This window comes from Rhodococcus sp. TAF43, assembly GCF_052113525.1.
Taxonomy (GTDB): Bacteria; Actinomycetota; Actinomycetes; order Mycobacteriales; family Mycobacteriaceae; genus Prescottella.
The window spans coordinates 1-21317 of the sequence record NZ_JBFRDL010000021.1 but is presented as its reverse complement, the minus strand read 5'-3'; the positions used below and the strand labels follow the sequence as shown (position 1 = coordinate 21317).

The 21317-nt window shown below is 67.5% G+C and carries 24 protein-coding genes and 1 pseudogene; 11 read left to right on the top strand and 14 right to left on the bottom strand.

The genetic code is table 11. The annotated features are described in order from the left end of the window. Positions 1–84: 84 nt before the first annotated feature. Both AB4Z09_RS14860 and AB4Z09_RS14855 read right to left on the bottom strand, forming a co-directional pair. Positions 85–600 (bottom strand): hypothetical protein, encoded by a 516-nt coding sequence (locus AB4Z09_RS14860; protein WP_442240078.1) that lies wholly within the window; start codon positions 598–600, stop codon positions 85–87. A gap of 149 nt (positions 601–749) precedes the next feature. Next, entirely contained in the window at positions 750–1379 is a 630-nt protein-coding gene (locus AB4Z09_RS14855; RefSeq protein ID WP_174910758.1) for a TetR family transcriptional regulator, read from the bottom strand. Between the two features lie 171 nt (positions 1380–1550). On the opposite strand from AB4Z09_RS14855, the gene bioB reads away from it, so the two are divergent. The 4 genes from bioB to AB4Z09_RS14835 all read left to right on the top strand — a co-directional run bounded on the left by bioB (position 1551) and on the right by AB4Z09_RS14835 (position 5856). Next, positions 1551–2564, top strand: a complete 1014-nt coding sequence (bioB, locus tag AB4Z09_RS14850; protein WP_114724493.1) for a biotin synthase BioB — start codon at positions 1551–1553, stop codon at positions 2562–2564. Beyond that, positions 2551–2799 (top strand): biotin synthase auxiliary protein BsaP, encoded by a 249-nt coding sequence (gene bsaP / locus AB4Z09_RS14845; protein ID WP_114724492.1) that lies wholly within the window; start codon positions 2551–2553, stop codon positions 2797–2799. The genes bioB and bsaP overlap by 14 nt, the downstream gene beginning before the upstream one ends. 11 nt (positions 2800–2810) lie before the next feature. Then, a complete protein-coding gene (locus AB4Z09_RS14840) occupies positions 2811–3365 on the top strand; it encodes a DUF2567 domain-containing protein (protein ID WP_254622531.1) in 555 nt (184 codons plus the stop codon). A 178-nt stretch (positions 3366–3543) separates the two neighbouring features. Continuing rightward, positions 3544–5856, top strand: coding sequence for an FdhF/YdeP family oxidoreductase (locus AB4Z09_RS14835; RefSeq protein WP_174910755.1), 2313 nt, complete (start codon positions 3544–3546; stop codon positions 5854–5856). Here the strand turns inward: AB4Z09_RS14835 and AB4Z09_RS14830 are convergent. Then, positions 5834–6544, bottom strand: coding sequence for a lysophospholipid acyltransferase family protein (locus AB4Z09_RS14830; protein WP_114724490.1), 711 nt, complete (start codon positions 6542–6544; stop codon positions 5834–5836). The genes AB4Z09_RS14835 and AB4Z09_RS14830 overlap by 23 nt on opposite strands. Positions 6545–6608: 64 nt before the next feature. Here AB4Z09_RS14830 and AB4Z09_RS14825 point away from each other — a divergent pair, with 64 nt between their 5' ends. Beyond that, positions 6609–7199: a TetR/AcrR family transcriptional regulator gene (locus AB4Z09_RS14825; protein WP_217487134.1), complete on the top strand. Its 591-nt coding sequence runs from the start codon at positions 6609–6611 to the stop codon at positions 7197–7199. 64 nt (positions 7200–7263) lie between these two features. Here the strand turns inward: AB4Z09_RS14825 and AB4Z09_RS14820 are convergent, their stop codons facing one another. Beyond that, positions 7264–8319 carry a beta-ketoacyl-ACP synthase III gene (locus tag AB4Z09_RS14820; RefSeq protein WP_114724488.1) on the bottom strand — a complete coding sequence of 352 codons (1056 nt, stop codon included), beginning with the start codon at positions 8317–8319 and terminating at the stop codon, positions 7264–7266. A gap of 85 nt (positions 8320–8404) precedes the next feature. On the opposite strand from AB4Z09_RS14820, the gene AB4Z09_RS14815 reads away from it, so the two are divergent. After that, positions 8405–8989, top strand: coding sequence for a TetR/AcrR family transcriptional regulator (locus tag AB4Z09_RS14815; RefSeq protein WP_114724487.1), 585 nt, complete (start codon positions 8405–8407; stop codon positions 8987–8989). Between the two features lie 10 nt (positions 8990–8999). On the opposite strand, the gene AB4Z09_RS14810 is transcribed toward AB4Z09_RS14815, so the two are convergent. Next, complete coding sequence (locus AB4Z09_RS14810) at positions 9000–9914, bottom strand: LysR family transcriptional regulator (protein WP_174910753.1); 915 nt, start codon at positions 9912–9914, stop codon at positions 9000–9002. A gap of 91 nt (positions 9915–10005) precedes the next feature. Here AB4Z09_RS14810 and mqo point away from each other — a divergent pair, with 91 nt between their 5' ends. After that, positions 10006–11514, top strand: coding sequence for a malate dehydrogenase (quinone) (mqo, locus tag AB4Z09_RS14805; protein WP_174910750.1), 1509 nt, complete (start codon positions 10006–10008; stop codon positions 11512–11514). An 83-nt stretch (positions 11515–11597) separates the two neighbouring features. On the opposite strand, the gene AB4Z09_RS14800 is transcribed toward mqo, so the two are convergent. The 5 genes from AB4Z09_RS14800 to AB4Z09_RS14780 form a co-directional block, all read right to left on the bottom strand. Further along, positions 11598–12446 (bottom strand): hypothetical protein, encoded by an 849-nt coding sequence (locus AB4Z09_RS14800; RefSeq protein ID WP_174910747.1) that lies wholly within the window; start codon positions 12444–12446, stop codon positions 11598–11600. 161 nt (positions 12447–12607) lie between these two features. Next, complete coding sequence (locus tag AB4Z09_RS14795; RefSeq protein WP_174910745.1) at positions 12608–13126, bottom strand: hypothetical protein; 519 nt, start codon at positions 13124–13126, stop codon at positions 12608–12610. Between the two features lie 82 nt (positions 13127–13208). Next, entirely contained in the window at positions 13209–13655 is a 447-nt protein-coding gene (locus AB4Z09_RS14790) for a hypothetical protein (RefSeq protein WP_174910742.1), read from the bottom strand. A gap of 157 nt (positions 13656–13812) precedes the next feature. Further along, positions 13813–14271, bottom strand: a complete 459-nt coding sequence (locus AB4Z09_RS14785; RefSeq protein WP_174910739.1) for a HEAT repeat domain-containing protein — start codon at positions 14269–14271, stop codon at positions 13813–13815. A gap of 76 nt (positions 14272–14347) precedes the next feature. After that, positions 14348–15274, bottom strand: a complete 927-nt coding sequence (locus AB4Z09_RS14780) for a poly(ethylene terephthalate) hydrolase family protein (protein ID WP_254622530.1) — start codon at positions 15272–15274, stop codon at positions 14348–14350. Positions 15275–15534: 260 nt separating this feature from the next. Here AB4Z09_RS14780 and AB4Z09_RS14775 point away from each other — a divergent pair, with 260 nt between their 5' ends. Then, positions 15535–15993: a DUF2867 domain-containing protein gene (locus AB4Z09_RS14775; RefSeq protein ID WP_442240077.1), complete on the top strand. Its 459-nt coding sequence runs from the start codon at positions 15535–15537 to the stop codon at positions 15991–15993. 408 nt (positions 15994–16401) lie between these two features. Continuing rightward, the gene (locus tag AB4Z09_RS14770) at positions 16402–16986 is read left to right on the top strand and encodes a DUF7822 domain-containing protein (RefSeq protein WP_442240076.1); all 585 of its coding nucleotides are present in this window, start codon (positions 16402–16404) and stop codon (positions 16984–16986) included. Between the two features lie 131 nt (positions 16987–17117). On the opposite strand, the gene AB4Z09_RS14765 is transcribed toward AB4Z09_RS14770, so the two are convergent. Further along, on the bottom strand, positions 17118–17561 hold the full coding sequence (locus tag AB4Z09_RS14765; RefSeq protein WP_217487133.1) for a hypothetical protein: 444 nt from the start codon (positions 17559–17561) through the stop codon (positions 17118–17120). Positions 17562–17846: 285 nt separating this feature from the next. On the opposite strand from AB4Z09_RS14765, the gene AB4Z09_RS14760 reads away from it, so the two are divergent. After that, positions 17847–17969: a hypothetical protein gene (locus AB4Z09_RS14760; RefSeq protein WP_302675455.1), complete on the top strand. Its 123-nt coding sequence runs from the start codon at positions 17847–17849 to the stop codon at positions 17967–17969. Positions 17970–18209: 240 nt separating this feature from the next. Here AB4Z09_RS14760 and AB4Z09_RS14755 read toward each other — a convergent pair whose 3' ends face one another. Next, positions 18210–18578, bottom strand: a complete 369-nt coding sequence (locus AB4Z09_RS14755) for a hypothetical protein (protein ID WP_174910731.1) — start codon at positions 18576–18578, stop codon at positions 18210–18212. A 420-nt stretch (positions 18579–18998) separates the two neighbouring features. Here AB4Z09_RS14755 and AB4Z09_RS14750 point away from each other — a divergent pair. After that, positions 18999–19840: pseudogene (locus AB4Z09_RS14750) on the top strand (IS30 family transposase); the annotation flags it as partial. A 72-nt stretch (positions 19841–19912) separates the two neighbouring features. Here the strand turns inward: AB4Z09_RS14750 and AB4Z09_RS14745 are convergent. Continuing rightward, a complete protein-coding gene (locus AB4Z09_RS14745) occupies positions 19913–20542 on the bottom strand; it encodes an ABC transporter permease (RefSeq protein WP_442240075.1) in 630 nt (209 codons plus the stop codon). Next, on the bottom strand, positions 20539–21317 hold a 779-nt coding region (locus AB4Z09_RS14740), incomplete at its 5' end, for an ATP-binding cassette domain-containing protein (RefSeq protein WP_442240074.1). The genes AB4Z09_RS14745 and AB4Z09_RS14740, both read right to left, overlap by 4 nt.

The window sequence follows — 21317 nt, the reverse complement described above, 5'->3', positions numbered from 1 at the left end:
CTCTCGCGCCGCGCTCGGCATCGAAGTCCGACACTTCACATGCGCTGTGGATTCCGCGGTGATGCGGATCGTCGGGCCACGGCGTCATGCGGAGGGGATCACGTTGTTGATTCCGCACGGGCCGTTCTCGCTTGTCTGGAACGTCGCTACTGGCGTTCCGGACTGGTCGAGCACGGTGTATTCGTCGAAGGTGTAGATGAACACGTAATCACCCCCGGGGCCGCATCGGTGGCCCACGTCGGTCGAATCGGGCAGCGACAGAATGATCTCCTGTACCTCGTCGGCATCGGCGATGCCCGATGCCGGGTGTACGAGATCGGTTCTGTCCTGTGCACTCCTCGAGTAGTGGCAGCGCCGGAGGGACACACCCGAGGACGGCTCCTGCTTGTAAGCGAGAAGCCATTCCTTTCCGTACAGCTCGTCGCGCTGCTTCGGCACCACATCACATCCGTCTGATCCTGTGGTCGTGTCGACGGCCGCCGATTCCGTCTCGCTCGCAGAGGGTGCAGGGGTCGTGCCTCCCGACGTGCAACCGGCGAGCAGCAAGGGGGAAAGCCCTCCCGCGATGGTCAGACCGACATGCATCGCGGCCCGGCGCACCGCGGTGCGAGTCTGGAACCGTTCGACTGAACTCATGATCGGCGACAGTAACGGGCCGCAGGGCGCCGCCCTCGCCATTCGGCGGTGAAAGGAACTCGGGCGCAGACGGAATTGCGATTTTTTCCGAATGTAGGGGCGGGCGCAGGCGGTCAGGCGCGGGCCGCAGGCTCGCCGAGTCGAGCCCGGACGCCGTCGATGAACAGGCCGAGACCGAAGTCGAAGCGGACGGCCGGATCGCCGTCGAGGAGTTCGTCGTCGGAGCCGAGGTCGGCGCCCGTCTCGGTGTCGGGCGAGGCGGGGGACCGAGTGAGTGCGCCCATCGCCTCCAACTGTGCGCGGGACTGCTCGTCGACGGTGTGTCCGAGCACGAAGTACAGCAGCGTGTAGGCGGCGAGCTCGGCGTACGGACGGGGCAGGCCGGCGCGGATCCCGGCACCGACGAAGCTCTCGCGGGCCAGGTTCGACGTCATCCGCGATGCGTAGGTCGCGGCCACCAGTTCGGCGCCGTCGCGGTGGGCGAGCAGCGCGCTGTGCAGGCGGTGGGCCAACTCCGCGATGCCGTCGTCCCACTGCGTCGACGACACCGGCGCGTCGACGTCCTCGAGGATGCGGTCCGCCATCGCCCCGAGGAGGGTCTGCTTGTTGGGGAAGTGCCAGTAGAGCGCGCCGGGCTGGACGCCGAGCGAGGTCGCGAGCCGGCGCATCGTGAGGTCGGCGAGGCCGTACTCGTCGAGGATCGCCATTGCGCCGTCGAGGACGTCGCCGCGTCGTAGCTGCACTGACTTCTCCTACTTCGATCGGCCGTTCGAGCGGGTTTCCTTTGACACTAATCGACCGCAGCTCTAACGTGAACGCCGTTCAACTTGTACGGCGTTCAATTCGTGACGTCGATCATGTTGCTGTATCCGTCCGGCCCGCTCCTGCGGGCTGTTCGAACCCGAGGAGTTGCAGTGACCCAGGCCCCCGAGCGGACCGACATTCTCGCCACCGCCCGTGATCAGGTGCTCGAGCGCGGCGAAGCGCTGTCGCAGGACCAGGTGCTCGAGGTGCTTCGGCTGGGCGACGACCGGCTCGAGGAGCTGCTGGCCCTGGCGCACGACGTGCGGATGAAGTGGTGCGGCCCCGAGGTCGAGGTCGAGGGAATCATCAGCCTCAAGACCGGTGGGTGCCCCGAGGACTGCCACTTCTGTTCGCAGTCCGGTCTGTTCCAGTCCCCGGTGCGGTCCGCGTGGCTGGATATCCCCAGCCTGGTCGAGGCGGCGAAGCAGACCGCCAAGACCGGTGCCACCGAGTTCTGCATCGTGGCGGCGGTTCGCGGGCCCGACGAGAAGCTGCTGGCCCAGGTCGCCGCCGGGATCGAGGCGATCCGCAACGAGGTCGACATCCAGATCGCGTGCTCGCTCGGCATGCTCACCCAGGAGCAGGTCGATCAGCTCGCGGCCATGGGTGTGCACCGCTACAACCACAATCTCGAGACCGCCGAGTCCTACTTCCCCAACGTCGTCACCACCCACACGTGGGATGAGCGCTGGGACACGCTGCGGATGGTGCGCGAGGCGGGCATGGAGGTGTGCTGCGGCGGCATCCTCGGCATGGGGGAGAGCGTCGAGCAGCGCGCCGAGTTCGCGGCCAACCTCGCCGCCCTCGAACCCGACGAGGTGCCGCTGAACTTCTTCAACCCGCGTCCCGGCACACCCTTCGGGGATCTGGATGTGCTGCCGGCGAGCGAGGCCCTCAAGTCCGTCGCCGCCTTCCGTCTCGCGCTGCCGCGGACGATCCTCCGGTTCGCCGGTGGACGTGAGATCACTCTCGGTGACCTCGGGGCCAAGCAGGGCATGCTCGGCGGAATCAACGCCGTCATCGTCGGCAACTACCTGACGACCCTCGGCCGTCCCGCCGAGAGCGATCTGGATCTGCTGGTGGATCTCGAGATGCCGATCAAGGCACTCAATGCCACCCTCTGACGTTGTGAGCGAGGCCGGTGCGATGGGCGACGAGCGCTACAACCCGTTCACCGGGCACCGAATCGTCGTCGGTGTCGATGACGAGGTGCCCGCGGCGGCACAACTGGGGCTCGAGCCGCCGCGATTCTGTGAGCAGTGCGGTCGACGGATGATCGTCCAGGTCAGCCCGGACGGGTGGTGGGCGAAGTGCTCGCGCCACGGCGTCCTCGACTCCGCTCTTCTCGGACGCAGGTAACGTCGCACGATGTGACGACATCTCGACGCCCGCGTCCGCGCGCAGCCCTGCGGATCGTGTGGTGGCTCGCCATCCTCGGCGCCGCGGCAGGTGTCGTGTGGGCGTTCCTGGCGCCGCCCGTCCGGATGCTCGTCGTCGCCGAGGACCGGGGCGTGGTGCTCACCACGGAGAGCCTGCACCGCTTCGACGCGATCGCGATCTTCGCCGGAATCGGCTCGGTTCTCGGGGTGTTGTCGGCCGTCGCGGTGTGGGGGATGCGCCGCTCCCGGGGTCCGGCCGCGCTGGCCGCGTTGGTGGGAGGTTCCGGGCTGGGCGCGGGCGTCGCGGCGCTCGTGGGCATGGGTGTCGCGCAGCTGCGCTTCCCGGACGTCGATTCCCCGACCGTCGGTGACGTCGTCGCCGCGGCACCGGGGCTGGTGACGCCGATCGTGCTCATCCTGCAGCCCCTTGCGGCCGCACTGATCTACCTTCTCCTCGTGTCCCTGAGCCCGTACGACGATCTCGGGATCTCGGATCACGAACTTTCCGCGGACGAATCGAAGCCGGACGTCCCCGTCGAGCGCTAGCCGGTCGCGGAGATCGTCTCGGCGAGGAGCCCTGCGCGGTCGGATCGGGTCCGGGCGGGCGGCCTTCGGGATAGACTCCTCGGCATCCGCCGCTGGCACCGTCCTGGCGTGCTATCCGGCTCTTCGTGAGTAGTCACCGAACCTCGACCGATCCGTTCGCGTCAGGAGCGTACCGATCATGAGCGCGGAATCCGAGAACGAGAAGACCGACCCGACGGCCGGCAGCAGTGGCGAATCAGCCCCCTTCCGGTTCCGGCCGTACCACCACCCGGCCGCCGGCTGGGGCGCCGCCAAGAGCGTGGGCCGCGTGCTCGCCCGAGAAGGTGAGTTCCTCGACGGGCCGCGAGGCATCATGCGGATGAATCACGAGGGCCGCGGCTTCGACTGCCCGGGATGCGCCTGGCCGGACGATCTCAAGGGCCTGCACCTGGACATCTGCGAGAACGGGATCAAACACGTCACCTGGGAGATGACCCACAAACGAGTCGGCCGAGACTTCTTCGCGGCGCATACCGTCGGCGAGCTGTCGCGGTGGAGCGACGCCGCTCTCGAGGATCAGGGCCGTCTGACCGAGCCGATGCGGTACGACCCGGACACCGACCGCTACGTTCCGATCAGCTGGCCGGATGCCTTCGACCTCGTCGGCCGGGCCCTGCGTGAACTCGACGAGCCCGATCAGGCGGCCTTCTACACCTCGGGCAGGCTCGGCAACGAGGCAACGTTCCTGTATCAACTCCTGGCCCGCGAGCTCGGCACGAACAACCTGCCCGACTGCTCCAACATGTGTCACGAGGCGAGCGGCCGCGCCCTGCAAGCGTCCCTCGGCACGGGCAAGGGAACGGTGGACCTGAAGGATTGGGAGGTCACGGACGCGCTGTTCGTCATGGGCGTCAACGCGGCCTCCAATGCGCCGAGAATGCTGACCTCACTTGTCGAGGCCTACAAGCGGGGCGCTCAGATCGTGCACATCAATCCGCTGATCGAGGCCGCGGCCCGGCGCGCGATCATTCCGCACGAGTTCCTGGCCATGGCTTCATTCCGATCAACCCCCACCAGCACCTTGAACCTGCAGCCACGCATCGGCGGCGACATGGCGCTGCTCCGTGGGATGGCGAAGGTCGTCCTGGACGAGGCCCGCACCGACCCGAAAGCTCTCGACACCGAGTTCATCGAGCGCCACACCTCCGGGTTCGCGGAGTACCGGGCCCTGTGCGAGGCGACGTCGTGGGAGGAGATCGAGCACCAGTCCGGGGTCGCTCGCGCCGATATCCGCAAGGCGGCGCTGGTCTACTGCGAGGCCGACCGCAGCATCTTCAGTTGGTGCCTGGGCGTCACCCAGCACGATCACGGCGTCGACACCGCCCGCGAGATCGTCAACCTGCTGCTGCTGCGTGGAAACCTCGGCAGGGAAGGCGCCGGGCCCTCACCGGTTCGGGGTCACAGCAACGTCCAGGGCAACCGGACCTGCGGTATCGATCATCGTCCGACGGGGGAGTTCCTCGACCGGCTCGCCGCGGTCTGCGAGATCGACCCGCCCCGACGCCACGGACTGGACACCGTCGGCACCATCGAAGCCATGCACCGCGGCGACGTGTTGGTCTTCGTCGGCATGGGCGGGAACTTCGCGCTGGCCGCTCCCGACACCCCGTACACCTTCGCGGCGCTGCAGAAGTGCCGACTGACCGTGCACGTGAGCACGAAACTCAACCGCAGCCACCTGGTCCACGGCCGCGATGCGCTGATCCTGCCCTGCCTCGGTCGCACCGAGAAGGACCAGCAGCGCGCCGGTGTCCAGGCGACGTCGGTGGAGGACTCGATGAGCATGGTGCACCTGTCGATCGGGATGAAGCGGCCCGCGTCCCCGCACCTGTTGTCCGAGCCGGCTATCGTCGCGGGCATCGCCCGCGCCGCCCTGCCCGACAGCGCCACGCCGTGGGAGCGGTACGTCGAGGACTACGACCGGATCCGCGACACCATGTCCCACGTGCTCGACGGATTCGAGGACTTCAATCGACGAGTGCGCCTGCCCCTGGGCTTCCGCATCCGCCAACCCGCCCGCGAACTGGTCTTCGACACCCCCTCCGGGCGGGCCGAATTCTCCACCGCCACACTGCCGGATGTCGTCCCCGCCGAGGACCGGCTGGTCCTCTGCACGATGCGCTCGCACGACCAGTGGAACACCACCATCTATTCCGACAACGATCGCTACCGTGGTGTGAAGAACCTGCGCACGCTGATCTTCATGAACGCCGACGACATGCGCGAGCGCGGTATCGGCAAGTTCGACGATGTCGACATCACCAGCATCGCCCGCGACGGCAGCACGCGCTCCCTGCACGGCTACACCGCCATTCCGTACGACATCCCTCGTGGCAGCGCGGCCGGGTACATGCCCGAGATGAACGTGCTGTGCGCCATCGGTGACTACAGCACGCAGAGTGACCAGCCGCTCATGAAGAACGTCAGGATCACTGTTCGAGCGGCGTCGTGACCCGATCGGAACGCTTGTAGTCCGCGGCGTACATCTCGACGTACTCCTGGCCCGAGTGGCGGTGCAGGACGCGCATCAACTCGTCCGTGGCGGACCGCGCTGGGTGGGGTGACCCGTCGGTGGGGCCGAGCCCGCCGTGGTGGCGAGACAAATCGACCGGTGGGCAGATCGTGATCCGCACTCGGCCGGGCCGCCACGCGCGGGTGCCGGGCGGGTTGACCGTGTCGGTCCCACGGACGACGACCGGAACGACCGGCGCACCGGTGGCCAGCGCAACGCGCATCACGCCGGTCTTCCCGCGATACAGCCGTCCGTCGGGCGACCGGGTCCCTTCCGGGTAGATGCCCCACACGCCACCGGCCTCGAGGATGTCGCGCGCGGCCCGCAGCGCGCTCGCGGCGGCGTCGGCACCGCCACGGTCGATCGGGACCTGCCCGGATGCGGTGAAGAACCAACGGAGAAACCTGCCCTTGATCCCCGTGCCCGTGAAGTACTCGCGCTTCGCCACGAAAGTGATGCGGCGCCGGACCATCAGCACCAGGAAGAAGGAGTCCACGACCGCGAGATGGTTGCCCGCGAGGATCACCGGACCGCTCGTCGGGATGTGCTCCGCACCCTCGATCGTCGGTCGACCGAGGACCCGGAGAACGGGTCCGATCAGCACGTATTTGAACAGTCGATACCACACATCAGCCTCCTGTTTTCCCGCCCGCACTCGAGTAGACAGTGTCTACTCGCTTGATCGTAGCGCGATGGTAGACACTGTCTACATGGAGACGGTGCGTTCGCTGCGTGACGAGTTGGTGTCTGCCGGTGTCGAATTGCTCGAGGCGGCGGGGGCGTCCGGCGTCAGCCTGCGGGCGATCACCCGGCGGGCCGGGGTGTCACACGGAGCGCCGCGGCGCTACTTCCCGACGCACAACGCGCTGCTCGCCGCGATCGCTGTCGAGGGATTCTCGGACCTCGCGGTGCGGCTGCGCCCGTCGCTCGACGGATCCAGTGCCCCTGCGCGAGATCGACTCGTCGCGCTCGGGATCGCCTACGTCGAGTTCGCCCGCGACCGGCCGGCGATGTTCGAGCTCATGTTCCGGCACGACCTGCTCGAGGGTGCCGGGGAGAACCTGCGCGCGACGACCCTGCCACTCTTCGCCGCACTGCACGGGCTCGTCGAGGACGCGTCGAACGACACCGACGCGGGCGATCGCGCACTTGCCATCTGGGTGTCCCTGCACGGAACCGCTGTCCTCGTGGCGAACCGGAGTCTGCAACTGGTCGCCGGCGATGCCGTGCTCGAGGGTCTCGTCGGGCGGGTGATCGGTGCGCACCTGGTGCCGCCGACCTGAGGGCGCTGTTCCCGTTCTTGATCCCCGAGCACCGCATCCGGCCTTGTCCGGGGCGGCTGGGACGCTATCCGAGCCCGTCTCCGGTCACGATCGGGGGTAGTTGGACGACCTGTCCGGCATAGGCCAGTCCGGCGCCGAAGCCGAGCAGCAGCGCCGTGTCGCCGCGGCGGGCCTGGCCGGAACGCAGAAGCTGTTCCATGGCCATCGGGATCGACGCCGCGCTGGTGTTGCCGGTTTCGGCAATGTCCCGAGCGACCGCGACGGTATCAGGTAGTCCCAGTGTCCGGATCAGTGCGTCGGTAATGCGACTGTTGGCCTGGTGCGGCACGAAGGCGTCCAGGTCGTCGGCCGCGACACCGGACTTCTCCAGTGCGTCGCGGCACGCCTTCTCCAGGAAGGTGACCGCCCAACGGAACACGGCCTGACCGTTCATCCGGATGTACGGCCGCTCGGTGCGGCCCCCGTCGGCTTCGGCTGCCTCGACCTCGGCGAAGTACTGCTTGAAGTCCTTGTCCTGCTTGATCGCCGCGGTCTGGCTTCCGTCCGAACCCCACGCGACCGGACCGATTCCCTCGGCGTCGGACGGACCCACCACGACCGCGCCGGCACCGTCGGCGAAGATGAACGCGCACGTCCGGTCGGTCGGATCGAGCAGGTCGGACAGCCGCTCCACACCGATCACCAGGACATGGCGGGCCTGCCCTGCGCGGACGAGACCCGCGGCGTTGCCGAGCGCGTAGCAGAAGCCCGCGCACCCGGCGGAGATGTCGTAGGCGGCGGTGTCGTGCATACCGAGTTCCGTCGCCACCACCGCCCCCGCCGACGGCCCCAGCACCATCTGCGACGAGGTGGCCAGCACGACCGCGTCGATCTGCTCGGCCACCAGACCCGCGGCGGCGAGCGCGTCGCGGGCGGCCGCCACGCTCATCGAGACGATGGTCTCGTCGGGCTCGGCCCAGCCACGGGCCGTGATTCCGGAACGGGTCCGGATCCATTCGTCGGAGGAGTCGATGCGGTCGACGATCTCGGAGTTGGGGACCACACGTCGCGGCCGGTACACGCCGAGGCCCAGAAGGGCTGCGTGGGCGACGGGCTGTGCGGTGGCGATGGGGGCGGGCACGGCATCCTCTCCATGTGGACCGATCGGTTCACATGCTTCAGATCTAACATGAACCGATCGGTCCACACAACCGAAAGAGGCTCGAATGACCACAGCACGCCCGCGCGCTCGACTCCTCGCGAGCACCATTGCCATGGTGCAGGAGCTCGGGGTGCACGGTGCCGGACTGGCGGAGCTGCTCAAACGCAGCAATACGTCGCGGAACTCGCTGTATCAGCACTTCCCGGCCGGAAAGAGTGAGGTCGTGGAGACGGCCACTCGGATCGTGTCGAGGGTCGTCGGTTCGCATCTGAGTGCGATGGCTGAACGGCTGCCGACCGCGCCGTCGATCGACCGATGGTTGGACGACCTGCTCGCATTCTGGCGTGATCCTCTCGAATCCAGTGACTACCGTCTGGGCTCGTTCATGATGGCGGCGGCGTTGGACGAGCTCGATCCGGCGGTCCAGTCCGCCGCCGGACACGCGTTCACCGAGTGGACGGCATTGCTCTCCGGCGGCATGGTTCGGAGCGGGCTCGACAACTCGACCGCGCGTTCGATGTCGGGACTGCTCTTGTCGGTCATCGAGGGTGCGATCGTCCAGAGTCGCGCGCTCAAGTCGAGTGAACCCTTCGCTGCGGCACAGGACCAGCTCGGTCTGCTGCTGGGGCATCACCTCGCACCCCGCTAGGGGGCACGCTCTAGGGGTGCTTGCCCGCCGCGAACGCACTTGCGTGGGCGGCGATGTGGTCGCGGAGTCGCGTCACGGCCGGAGTGGGCCGGTAGTGGCCGGTCACGAGCCCGATGCTCCGATCGGGCACGCCCCTCAGGGGAATTGCCACCAGGTCCGGGTGCGGGGATTCGGCGGCCGGCAGTGCGGCGACGCCGAGCCCGTGCGCAACGAGAGCCCGGATCGTCTCGAACTCGGTGATCTCGAACGACACACGCGGCGCGAATCCGATTCGCGCGCAGGATGAGTCGAGAATCCTGCGAAGGTGGTACGACGGCGGACTCGCGATGAACGGCTCGTCCGCGAGTTCGGCGAGATCGACGCGCCTGCGGGCGGCGAGCGGGTGTCCGCGAGCGACGTGCAGGAGGAGGCGCTGGTGTCCCAGCACGGCGGCGGGCAGGTCGTCGGGGCAGGGGATCATCACCGCCAGGTCCAGTCGGCCGTCGCGGACCATCGCGGCAAGGGCGTTCCCGTGGTCCTGCGTCAGGTGCAGCCGGATCCGGGGCGCGGTGGTGTGGAAGTCGGCGAGCAGGGAGGGAATGCTCACCGGGCCGAGTGTCAGCGGGAAACCGAATCGCACGAGCCCACTCTCGGGATCCGCGTTGCTGCGCACCGCCGCGACCGCATCGTCGAGTGCCCGGACGAGGCCGTGGGTCCGCTCGAACAGTTCCCGCCCCTGCGACGTGAGGGCGATTCGGCGGCCGGCCGGCTGGAACAGTTGCACGCCCAGCGTCTTCTCCAGGGTCTTCAGTCGTCGGCTGAGTGACGACTGCGGTACGCCGAGGAGTTCGGATGCGCGGGTTACGTGCCCTTCTTCCGCGGCCGCATCGAAGGCAGCGAGCAAAGGCGCGACGGCGTCGACCTCRCCGGGCAGTGATTCATCCATATTCGGATCATAAAGTCACCAGATCATCATTGGACGGATGAGTTGCGCGTGGGCAGCCTTGCTGACATACCGGCGAGGAGAGGGGCACGGCATGGTTCAGGCGAGTGGCGGGGGATCGGACACCGGGCACGGAGGCGAGGTTCTCGACGTGGTCCTCGTCGGCGGCGGCATCATGTCCGCGACCCTCGGTGCACTGTTGGCGAAGTTGCAGCCGGACTGGTCCGTCGCGCTGCTCGAGCGTCTCGGGGAACTGGCAGGCGAAAGCTCGAACGCATGGAACAACGCCGGGACCGGCCATTCCGGGCTGTGCGAGCTCAACTACATGCCCGATGCCGGTGATCCGGCGAAGGCCGAGGACATCGGCCGCCAGTTCCACCTCTCGCGGCAGTTCTGGGCGTCGCTCGTCGAGGACGGTGACGTGCACGACCCGGCATCGTTCATCAATCCCACGCCGCACATGGACGTCGTGTTCGGTGAACGCGACATCGCCTATCTGCGTGAGCGATTCGAGACGTTGCGGCACCTACCGTTGTTCGCGGCGATGCAGTACACCGAGGATCCCGAGACCGTCCGAGAGTGGGCGCCGCTGCTGATGGACGGACGGAACGATGCCGAGGCGGTCGCGGCGACCCGCTACGAGGGCGGTAGCGACGTCGACTTCGGGGCGCTCACCCACACGCTCGTCCGGGTGATGACGAGCGGTGGGGCGCGGGTGCACCTGCGGCACGAGGTGACCTCCCTCGCGCGCGGGTCGGACGGCATCTGGACCGTCACCGGGTCTGATCGTGCGTCCGGGCGCCGCTTCCGGATCAGGTCGCGTTTCGTTTTCGTCGGTGCCGGTGGGTATGCGCTGAAGTTGCTGCAGAAGGCCCGGATCCCCGAGGTGCGCGGTTATGCGGTGTTCCCGCTCGGCGCCCAGTTCCTTCGCACCGGCAACCCCGCCGTGGTCGGCCGGCACGACGCGAAGGTCTACGGGCAGGCCGCAATCGGGGCCCCGCCGATGTCGGTGCCGCATCTCGACAAGCGGGTCGTCGACGGCCAAGCCTCGCTGATGTTCGGTCCGTACGCCACCTTCAGCACGAGGCTCCTCGAGCGCGGCAGGCTCACCGACCTGTTCACGACCATCCGGTTCCGAAACGTCGCGGTGCTGGTGGCGGTCGGAATCCAGAACCTGCCGCTCGTGCGCTATCTCATCGCCGAGCTGTTCGCCTCGCGCCGACGCAAGTTCAGTCAGTTGAGACGCTTCTGTCCCGGGGCCGATCCGGCGGACTGGAGTGTGGCGCAGGCCGGCCAGCGCGCCCAGCTGGTCAAACCGGATCGGCGCAGGATCGGAGTGCTGACCTTCGGGACGGAGGTCGTCGTCGGTGCGGACGGAACCATCGCCGGTCTGCTCGGTGCCTCGCCGGGCGCTTCGGTCGCACCGCCGCTCATGGCAGACGTCCTCGACAAGTGCTTCCCGGAGAAGCGCGCGGAGTGGGAACCGTTGCTGCGCAGGCTCATGCCGGGTCTCGGTGCGGCCGGTGAGCGTGACCAGCAGGTGGTCGACCGCAACCTCGAACGCACGGGGCGCTCGCTGCGTCTGTTGCGGCGATCGGAATGACGATTGCCTGCCGATCTTCATGCCGACGCGTTATCCGGAGTCCCGAACGCCGTGCGCTCAACGGGATGACGCGTGCACCGGCGTCAGACGTCCAGTAGGCGTTGTGCTCTGCGTTCGTCGAGGCCGCCGCGCCACCCTGCGAGGGGGACCGGTATGTCGGAGCGCGGGCCGCTCTGGACGGAGTGGTAGGCGGCGTGCCGCTCGGTGTTGCCGATGAACCGGTCCCACATCGGGGCAAGGACGGGGCTGGGCAGAACGCCGATCTCGGAGAGCCCGATGAGGATGCCGTACCGCTGGTACTTGTCTGTGCCGGGAACGATCTTCGCCCGCGCAACGGCCTTCTCCAGTTCGCTGGGCCGTGTTCCCGGGGGCTGCGCGCGGACGACGTCCAACAGTGCGCGGACCCGTTCCCTGTCCTCTTCGTTCGGCAGCGGCAGCCCCTCCGCGACTGCGGCTTCCAGATCGGGTAGGTACTTCTCGGGCAGTTCGTTCCATGACCAACCGAGCGCGAGCCGCAACAAGGTCTCCGTGACGTCGACGTCGTATCCCGCGTCGTGCAGCGGGTCGAGGCCGCAGTCCGGGATTCCGCCGGTGCCCTTGGGTGCGGTGTCGAGGAACTGTGCCCAACCGTAGGAGATCACCGTCTGGCGGCCACGTGGTGCGCTTCCCAGCCCCGCGACGAAGGCCGCGAGCACCGCGTCGGGATCGAGGGAGTCGGCCGCCGCGGTCGTGCGCTCGACGATCTCTGACGGGGTCCACCGCTCCGTCGCATGCACGGGCCACCCCAATCTCGCCGCAGCGACCACATCCTCGGGATCACGCGACGGGTCGGCGCCTTTGACCGTCCCGGCACGGGTGAGTCGGTACCCGTAGCAGCGCAGCAACGGTTCCAGCTCTGCTCCCCGAGGGATGCGACGCGGTGCGGCAATCACCTCGTGAGCCTAACGCGTCCGCACGCCGGTCAGCGGATCAGTGCGAAACCGACACGAACTGTCATGTCTACCAATCCATAACCCGGTACTCCGCGAGAACGGACGGGATCATCCGTGTGTCGATGGATCACCATGGACGACAGCGATCGGGTCCGTGGGTGTCAATCCGGCGAGGTCGTATCGGCGAATATATTCTCGACTTCGTCCAGGTCCAGCCCCGTCGCCTCGGCGATCTCGTCCAACGGGTGATCGGCCCTGCACAGCTCGGCCGCGCGGACACGTGGACCGACGAGCCAGCCGAGCCGAACCAGCAACTGCTCCGCCCCATGTCGGAGTTCGGCCCGCTGGTTCCGGGACCATGGTGCGGACCGGGACAGGGACGCTTTTCCGATCCATTCGCGGAGCAATTCGCCGAGTGCCTCGCGCTGTTGCGCCGTGGTGAGTCCGTCGACCGCTTCTTCCGTCACACACAGGTCGACGAGCAGCGCGGGCTCGGAGCGCTCGAAGCGCGTGAAGGACCGCCGGCCGACGTCCGCGGGCAGGCATCTCAGGCAGAGGACGAGGGTCCCGGCGACCGCTGGCGTGGCAACGGCGAAGGCATCTCCTGCCTCCTGCAGCTCGTTCGCCAGCGCGTACAGGTCCCCGATCGTGCCGGTGTCCGACGTGACGACGAGTTCCATCCGCCCGACGCTACCGGCGCGAGGTGGGTGTGCGTTCAGGCGTCGAGCGGATAGAACTAGTGTTCCGGCCAATGGCTTCGGGTCAGGTCCGCTTGCGGCTCGCGATCTCGTCAGAGAGCTGCTGCACGTGGGCGGGGTCCGCGTCCCGGGCAAGGGCGACGTAGTGGTCCATGACGGCCGGCCGGTAGCGCACGGGCAACGTCTGTCCTGGGGCGAGTCGGGTGAGCTCGGTGATCGTGAGGGCTTCGTCTGCGATGCCGCGGAACGAGATGCCGTCGGCGGTCTCCACGTCGAACATCAGGACCACGCGTGGATTGCTGTTGACCTCCCGCCAGTCGACGAGAACGCCGAGCGCAAGCGCGCCCGTACGCAGTTCCGCATTGCGCTTCGATGCATCACTGCTCATGAGCGGGTTCGGGGCGACGCCCGGGAAGTCGGGCCCGACGCCGAGCGATTCCGGACTCAGGTCGGGCCTGAGCTGCTCCATCAGATCGTTGAGCTTCTTCGAATCGAACGTCCTGTCGAACATCCTGCCGACCATCCTGCCGAACATCCTGATCCCTCCCTCACACCGGTGCCGGAATCTCGGCCTGGCGCTTCGCCCTCACTGCGATTGCAAGTCGCGGCCATTCCCGACCTCCGTCGCATCGCCCCGTCCCGATGGGAGCATCCCACCTGAACCCTGCCTATTTGTCAGACACGCCCCAGGCGGAATCACGGCGCCGGAGGAACATGTCCAGTGCGGCTCCGACATTCTCGCGCACGAAGCCCTCCTGCTCCGCTGCGATCATGGAGCGCATCGTCTCGAGTTCGCGCTCGGCGCCGGGCAGGTCGAACACCGCGCAACCAGCGGCGTTGCGGACATCCCAATCGTCGTCTGTCCGGGCTAGGTGGATCAGCGCTGTGCGGCATCTCTCGGCAAGGGAATCGTCATCGATCTGAAGGATCTCGAAGACCCGCACCGCTTCGATCCTCACCAAGTCGTCCTCTGACACATCGGCCGCAACCGCGAGCAGGAATGAGGCCAGCAAGGGTCCGTCGTCATCCTCGGGAACCAAGGATCGTAGTGCGGAGAAACGCCTGTCCGCGCTCCACTGCGCGAAGTTGGCGATCACTTCACAGACGGCCACCGATCCGGAACCCATGAGGCTCCACACTACCGAATCCGATCAGTTCGACTTCACCTCCAAGACAAGCGCCGCGCACCCCGGAATGGTCGATTCACCAACCCTTGACCGCAGTCCCGTCCCACCGTGGATCGGCCAACAGTTCCGGTGCCGGACCGACGAAGGCGCGCGCGGCGTCGGTGTCTCCGGTGAGGGTGAAGCGCAGCCACGCGGTGAGGTACCCGCGGAATCCACCTCCGTCGGTGGGCCAGTTGTGCCCCACCCCCAGCAGGCGGCCGCGGGCCGCGGGCCCCGGGCTCACGGCGTGGTAGGCGGCCTGCGGTATGGCCGTCGAGACCGGATCCTCGGCCCCTGTCAGGTAGAACACCGGACCTGTCAGCCGAGCCACGTCGATCACGTCGACGGGCCGAGTGGCCCACCAGGGGTCGGGCAGGTCGAGTACGGCGGTGGAGGTGATGAGTCCGTCGGAGTCGGTGCTGGCATTGATCGATCCCCCGGCGCCCTGCGAATGTCCGACGGCGGCGACATGTGCGACGTCGATGCGATCGTGAAAGATGCTCTCCGGATTCTCGTTCTGTGCCAGGACGTAGCGCGCTGCAGCCAGGATCTCGGTCCCGTCGCCGGTGACGCTGCTGTCGGCGACCACGACGACGAAGCCCCAGGAGGCCAGGTGGCGTAGCAACTCCTCGTACTGCTCGTACGTCGCGTAACTTCCGTTGCCGAAGGTGACCACGGGATGGCGGTCGGGACTGGTGGCGATGTCGGCGGGATGGAACACCTGATATCCGGGCACCGCCACCGAGGTGACGGCGTGGGTGCCGGTGGCCGCGTAGCGCTCGCTGACGGATTGCCGTTCCGGAGCAGCGGGAGTCGCCGCCGCGGGATCTGCCGCGGGAGCAGTGGGAACTGATGCGAGGGCCGGTGCCGAGATTCCGGACGCCATCGGCATCGCGATCATCGCGGCGAGGAGCAGTGTCCGGGTGCGTCGGGTGGCGGGGGGCAGAGGTCGTCGTAACTTCACGAGCCCACCCTAGGGACTGCCGGACGAACCGGCGACAGGTTGGGTCACGCAGCCCGCGCGGCTGGCGCGGTCATACGATTCAGCGGGGCGCTACGGCGCGGACGGTTCTCCCGGATACCCGGCTCTCACAACCCTGCCCGGCGCCGGCATGTGGACAGTCCCCTGACCGTCACCAGTCGGAGCGCGGTCTTCGCGACACGGCCGGTGGCAGCTGTGGTTCGGTCTGGACCGGGACAGGGCGTCGGGGGGACGATGGCGCTATGCCGCGTCCCGCGTTCTGGTCCCTTGCGCTCGAGGACATTCCCCGTCCGGACTTCGTCGACGTGGTCGCGGCGCCACTACCGCTCGGCGCCACCGACGATCCGCGGGTGTGGGCCGCGGCGGTGTTCGCAGGCGGATCGACCCCGGTGTGGATTCGTATCGCCATGGCGGTCCGCCAGTTGGTAGTCCCGCTGATCGGCGTGCCCCGCGCGGGCCGCGACATCTTCGCTGTGTCGTGCATGCAGGACGGTGAGGCGTTGATCTCCGTCGACGACCGACACCTCGACTTCCGGGCAGGTGTCGCGGTCGACACCGAGACGCGACTCGTCCGCCTGACGACGGTTGTGCGGCTGAAGGGCTGGCGCGGCCGCGTCTACTTCGCGCCCGTCAGCGTCGTCCACCCGGTGGTCGTGCGGTCGATGCTGCGCCGGGCGTGCACCAGGCTCACACCGCGCTAGTTCAGAGAGCTGTCGTTCGAAATCTTCTGCAGCAGAATGGTTTCGAGATCGACGGCGTCGCGTCCAGCGCGTCCACGCGGTGCAACCTCTGTCCGGACCACGGTGGACGGTTCTACTGAAAGTCAGCTGCCGATGATCACGCCGTGGCCGATCCGGCCGCCCCGTGCCGGCACTTCTGTTCGTCATCGGGGATGATGACGACGGTCGATTCCTGCTGCGGGTTTCGGCGCGTCACCGCCGCTACGCGGACGACGGAACCGCGAACTTTCTCGACGGGCCTGCCGACCCTTGAACCTCGCAGCCCGCCACCGCGCCACCGACCAACCCGCCGACCACCTAGGGGTTCGACCGACACTGCGCGCTTAGACTCGGCTCGTCGACCGATCCGACCACAGACAGGAAGCGGCCGTGGCCAACCGCACGTATCTCTACACCACTCCCTTTTGCCCTCAGGAAGATCCGGCAGCTGCACGCGTTCATCGCCTCGCCGGCATCTCCGAGTGGTCGTACGCGATACCGTTGGTCCCACGGATCCTCGTCTCCGTGGACCCCCGTGCCCGCCAGTCGATGATCTGGGACGAAACCCCCGACCTGATCGCAGTCACGGCCCGCTGCGGCCCAGGCATCGCCCGGCTCGACGGCTTCCTCGGCCGCATCGACCACCCCGGCCTCGGCACGATGGCTGAGGATGCGCTGCGGTTCCTGCGCAGCCACACCGAACCCGACCACCATTTCGTCCTCGAATGTGGCGAGGTCTTCGACATGGACGACGAGCCGTTCGCTGACCAGGGCCGGACATTGATGGCTGGGCTGGCGGACATCGACACAGAGATGGAGGCGGCGTTGGTCAGGCTCGCACCCGCCAAGCCGAACTTCTGGCAGCGGGTGTTCACGCCGTCGCAGGAGAGTAGCGAGGAACCCCTCCGCGAGCTCGGTCTCGGCTACTGGTCCGACACGCTGTACATCGAGCTCGACGGCCCGCGACAGGCGTGACCGCGCGTCGGTGCCGATTGGGGTGCGTCTCCTGCAGGCGGTCGCCGCGACTTGGACGCCGTGATGGGCGAGGCGTCTTTGGGACCGGGCGCGGATGCTCGGTCCGGCGACGCCCTTCGGGTACGTCCCGCCTACGCCATGCCTCGCAGGTGGCCCGAAGGGCTGTAGTCGATCTTCCAGTCCGTGTACACGCCGAGCATCCCGTCTCGCAGACACCGCAGCCCGATGCTCACCCAGCGCACGTCGTCGCTCCCGTCGCCGACCGGGGCGAAGCTGACCGCGACGGCGAACTCGTCCCCGCCACAAGGGCATTCGCACTGGGACGGTTCGGCCTCGGGCCAGTGGTCCACGCTGTCGGCGATCAGGACGGCGTCGTCGCAGGCCACGCAGAGACGTTCGGCACAACCCGCCTCGTCGTCTACGCCGATCGCGAAGGCTCGTCCGCCGCATTTCGCGCACACCGACTCGGTGACGGTGTCGACGTCGTAGCCACCGGCGCGGTACTGCTTCACATACGCGGCGAGGGCGGCGAAATCCACGCCGTGCCCCGGTCCCTGCGTTTCCTTCAATGTCACGCAAGTCATTGTGCACGCCGGGTACGACGGATCACGCGGGTAACCGGGATCGAGGTGGTGGACGGCCGGATTCATGGTTTGCAGACTCAGGTCGTTGTGGATGACAGATCCCCGCCGTCCTGACCTGGGGATCGACAACCACGGTGACGAGAGCCCCTGCTGAAGGTCCCCGCCATAGACGGCAATTGTTCGCCGGCCTGACGTGCCCATCACGCCGGCGGCGGTATGCGGAATGGTTCGAAGACCGCTGGGAACCGGACGGCGGGTGGGGGAAGGAGTAGGCCGATGAACACGAGGATGCAGACGGTGGAGATCGTGTGGACCGAGGTCTCGCGTCACCGGGCGACGGTGAACGTGGCTCTCCCGGAATCGATCTGGAGGGTGTGGATCTGGCGCGGCCCTGTCTGACGCGGGGTTCACGGGCGTCGAGCGTGAGGGGATCGCGGTCCGTCCCGTCGAGCACGACGCGGCGGCGCTGCTGTTCGACCAGACCTGATGCAGGAGGGACGGCTCGTCGGAAGCGGGCCGGTCCCGTTTGTCAGTCTCACCGATCGCGTTCGCGCGGTGCGGCTCGGCCCTCACACCCTTTCGGGTGTGGGGGCCGATTCTTTGCCTTGACCAGGGGAGACGAGATGTCCCGGGTGGGTCTTAGGGTGCGCCGGAGAGGCTGTAGGTGATGTAGTGGTCGCCCCATTTGAGGTAGGCGCTGGTGGTGGCTTGGCCTCGGATGGTGTCGTTCTGGAATTGGTAGACGGGGTGGCGGGGCCAGAGGTTGCTGACGTGTTCGAGGGTGTAGTACTCGCGGTGGCTGGGTGGGTGTCGCTGGTGGATCTCTTCACGAGTGAGTGGGGGAAGGTTGCCGAGTTGGTAGGTCCTGCCGAGGGATTCGAGGCGTTCGGGTGGGGTGAAGATGTTGAGGCTGTGGTAGACGAACATCGTGTAGAGGATCCCGGCGGCGAACACTGCGGCGAGGGCGCGGGCGCCGTATCGGATTGCGCGGCGCAGGGTTGTGGGCATGATGGCACGGTATATCGTTCGTGACCTGGGCAGATGACGTGTTCCGCCCGGGCCGGCACGATGTGATGGGGGTTCGTGTGAGGGGAGCGTCGTGGCTGCCGGCGGTTCTAGCGGCGGCCGGTGTGGTGTCGGTGCTGGTCGGGTTCGGTGCCTTGTCATTCCTCGGCGTCGGAAGTTCAGCGACCGATCTTTGTGTCAGTGTCCAGGACTCGGTCAGCGACGGGGGTCCTGTCTATAAGGCAACGCGTTCGTGGCTGCCTGTGGTCGGCGCGAGCTGTACGTATGCCCATTCCAACGATGTTCACGTTCAGCACTTCGTGTTTGACTGGCCGGCTTCGGTCACTGCTCTCGCGGGCTGGGCTTTGGTAGCGATCTCCGCGGTGTGGGCTCACCGTCGGGCAAGCCACCGATGAACATGTGGGAGCCGGCCGGTACCGGCCGCACGCCGCCCAGGCCCGGGCCGCAGCCGGCCGGCCGCGGCCGAAGACCCGCAAGCTCGCCGCGCAGCCAGCGCTACGGCAGGTGGTGCAGGAATATCTGAACGTCAGGTGGAGTCCGGAACAGATAATGCGCAGGCTGCGCCGGGACTTCCCCGACCGTCCGGAGATGCACGTGTGCCACGAAATGATCTATCCGGCCCTCTACCAGCAGGCCATGGCGAACTGCACCGCGAGGTCGCTCGATTCCTGCGTACTGGACGGACGATTCGCCGGCGGCGCCGCGGGCCGCAGCGGGTGCAGCGGATGGCGGCCCCCATGGTCCTGATCAGCGAGCGCCCCGCCGAGGTCGACGACCGGGCCGTGCCCGGGCATTGGCAAGGGGATCTGATCGTCGGGAAGAACAACCAGTCCGCGATCGGCACCCTCGTCGAACGCTCCACCCGCCACGTGATGCTCGTCCACCTGCCCCACGGCCGTACCGCCGACCGGGTCCGGGACGCAATCGCCGGGACCATCGGGCATCTGCCGGCGCACTTGAAGCGGTCGGTGACGTGGGACCAGGGCTCCGAGACGAACCTGCACCATGAATTCACCGCCGCCACCGACATTCCCGTCTACTTCTGTGATCCTCGTTCGCCCTGGCAGCGCGGGACGAGCGAGAACACGAACGGGCTACTGCGCCAGTACTTCCCGAAAGGAACTAGCCTGGAAGGTCACTCCCGCGCGCATCTCGACGCTGTCACTACCGAACTCAACAACCGCCCACGTAGAACGCTCGGCTGGGACACCCCAGCCGAGCGTTTCGCTACTGTCGTCGCGGCTAGCAGACAAACCTGTTCAGCGGCAGGATCGGTGTCCCGACCCGACGTGGAAGGGCTTCCGATCGTGGAAGTGTCAGGCGTCGCGCTTGTTCACCACGACCAGACTTGTGCCGAAGACGACCGCCACGAACGCCGCGAAGTACACCAGCGCGCCCCACGGACCCCAGTGGAAGTCGAACTGCCCGCCGTTCTGCTGTCCGAGGAAGTATGTGGCGTTGTTGAACGGACCGAACTCGCCGATGTACTTGCCCACCTTCGGGATCACCGTCGCCATGCTCTCGATCACCAGCGGCCACAGCAACACCAGCGAGATGGCACCCGCCGACTGGCGGATCAACGTGCCCACACCCACCGCGAAGACCGCGACCAGTGCGAAGTAGATCGGCACACCGAGGACGATGCGGGCGTTGTCGCCGTCACCGAGCGGGATGGTCAGGCCCGAAGCGGCCTGGCCGAGATAGAACGCCGCGAGGGCGACGACCAGGCCGAGGACAGCCGCAAATCCCGCCAACAGCAGCGCCTTGCCTGCGATCACCGCCGAACGATTCGGGCTGGCCAGGAACGAGGTGCGGATGACACCGAAGCGGTACTCGGTGGTGACCGCGAGCGCCGACATGATCATCACCAGCATGGCGCCGAACTGCACCGCGATCGGTGACTTCGTGGTCGTCAGCTTGATGCGTTCTGCATTCAACACGCTCATCGGAGCGCACCTCCCATGTTCTGCGCAGCGTCGACGGGCTGTCCGGCGACCTGAGCGTGGTACTGCACGTCGTCACCGGTGAGCTTCATGAACGCGTCCTCGAGCGAGCCCTGCTGAGACGACAGCTCGTGCAGGACGATTCCGTTGGAGCCGGCGAGCACACCGATGTCGTCGGTCGCGACGCCCGACACCAGCAGTGCCGGCTGGTGATCGACCCCGGCGTCCTCGCGGACCGCGAACCCCTGCGCGGTGAGCAGACTGCGCAGCGCGTCGAGCTGCGGGCTGCGCACCCGAACCGACGCATCCGACGAGCGGTCGACGAAGTCCCGGACGCTGGTGTCCGCGATCAGCCGTCCGCGGCCGATCACCACCAGATGCTCTGCGGTGAGCGACATCTCGGACAGCAGATGGCTCGACACCAGAACGGTGCGCCCCTCCGCCGCGAGGCTCTGCATGAACTTGCGGATCCACACGATGCCCTCGGGGTCGAGACCGTTGACCGGCTCGTCGAACAGCAGCACCTTCGGGTCGCCCAGCAGCGCGCCGGCCAGGCCGAGCCGCTGCGACATGCCGAGCGAGAATCCGCCCGCCTTCTTGTTCGCGACCTCGCTCAGGCCCACCAGGCGCAGCACCTCGTCGACGCGCGACGCGGGCAGCGAGTTGGCCGCCGCCATCCACTGCAGGTGTGCCTTGGCCGACCGGTTGGGGTGCACCCACTTTGCGTCGAGCAGCGCGCCGACGGTGCGCAGCGGCTGCTTCAGCTGGTGGTATGGTA

Bases quoted from the DNA above. Each gene is read 5' to 3' on its own strand.
- bsaP (WP_114724492.1), top strand. From the start codon at position 2,551: ATGCCACCCTCTGACGTTGTGAGCGAGGCCGGTGCGATGGGCGACGAG.
- AB4Z09_RS14835 (WP_174910755.1), top strand. From the start codon at position 3,544: ATGAGCGCGGAATCCGAGAACGAGAAGACCGACCCGACGGCCGGCAGC.
- AB4Z09_RS14825 (WP_217487134.1), top strand. From the start codon at position 6,609: ATGGTAGACACTGTCTACATGGAGACGGTGCGTTCGCTGCGTGACGAG.
- AB4Z09_RS14815 (WP_114724487.1), top strand. From the start codon at position 8,405: ATGACCACAGCACGCCCGCGCGCTCGACTCCTCGCGAGCACCATTGCC.
- mqo (WP_174910750.1), top strand. From the start codon at position 10,006: ATGGTTCAGGCGAGTGGCGGGGGATCGGACACCGGGCACGGAGGCGAG.
- AB4Z09_RS14795 (WP_174910745.1), bottom strand. From the start codon at position 13,126: ATGGAACTCGTCGTCACGTCGGACACCGGCACGATCGGGGACCTGTAC.
- AB4Z09_RS14790 (WP_174910742.1), bottom strand. From the start codon at position 13,655: ATGTTCGACAGGACGTTCGATTCGAAGAAGCTCAACGATCTGATGGAG.
- AB4Z09_RS14785 (WP_174910739.1), bottom strand. From the start codon at position 14,271: ATGGGTTCCGGATCGGTGGCCGTCTGTGAAGTGATCGCCAACTTCGCG.
- AB4Z09_RS14775 (WP_442240077.1), top strand. From the start codon at position 15,535: ATGCCGCGTCCCGCGTTCTGGTCCCTTGCGCTCGAGGACATTCCCCGT.
- AB4Z09_RS14760 (WP_302675455.1), top strand. From the start codon at position 17,847: ATGAACACGAGGATGCAGACGGTGGAGATCGTGTGGACCGAGGTCTCG.
- AB4Z09_RS14755 (WP_174910731.1), bottom strand. From the start codon at position 18,578: ATGCCCACAACCCTGCGCCGCGCAATCCGATACGGCGCCCGCGCCCTC.
- AB4Z09_RS14745 (WP_442240075.1), bottom strand. From the start codon at position 20,542: ATGAGCGTGTTGAATGCAGAACGCATCAAGCTGACGACCACGAAGTCA.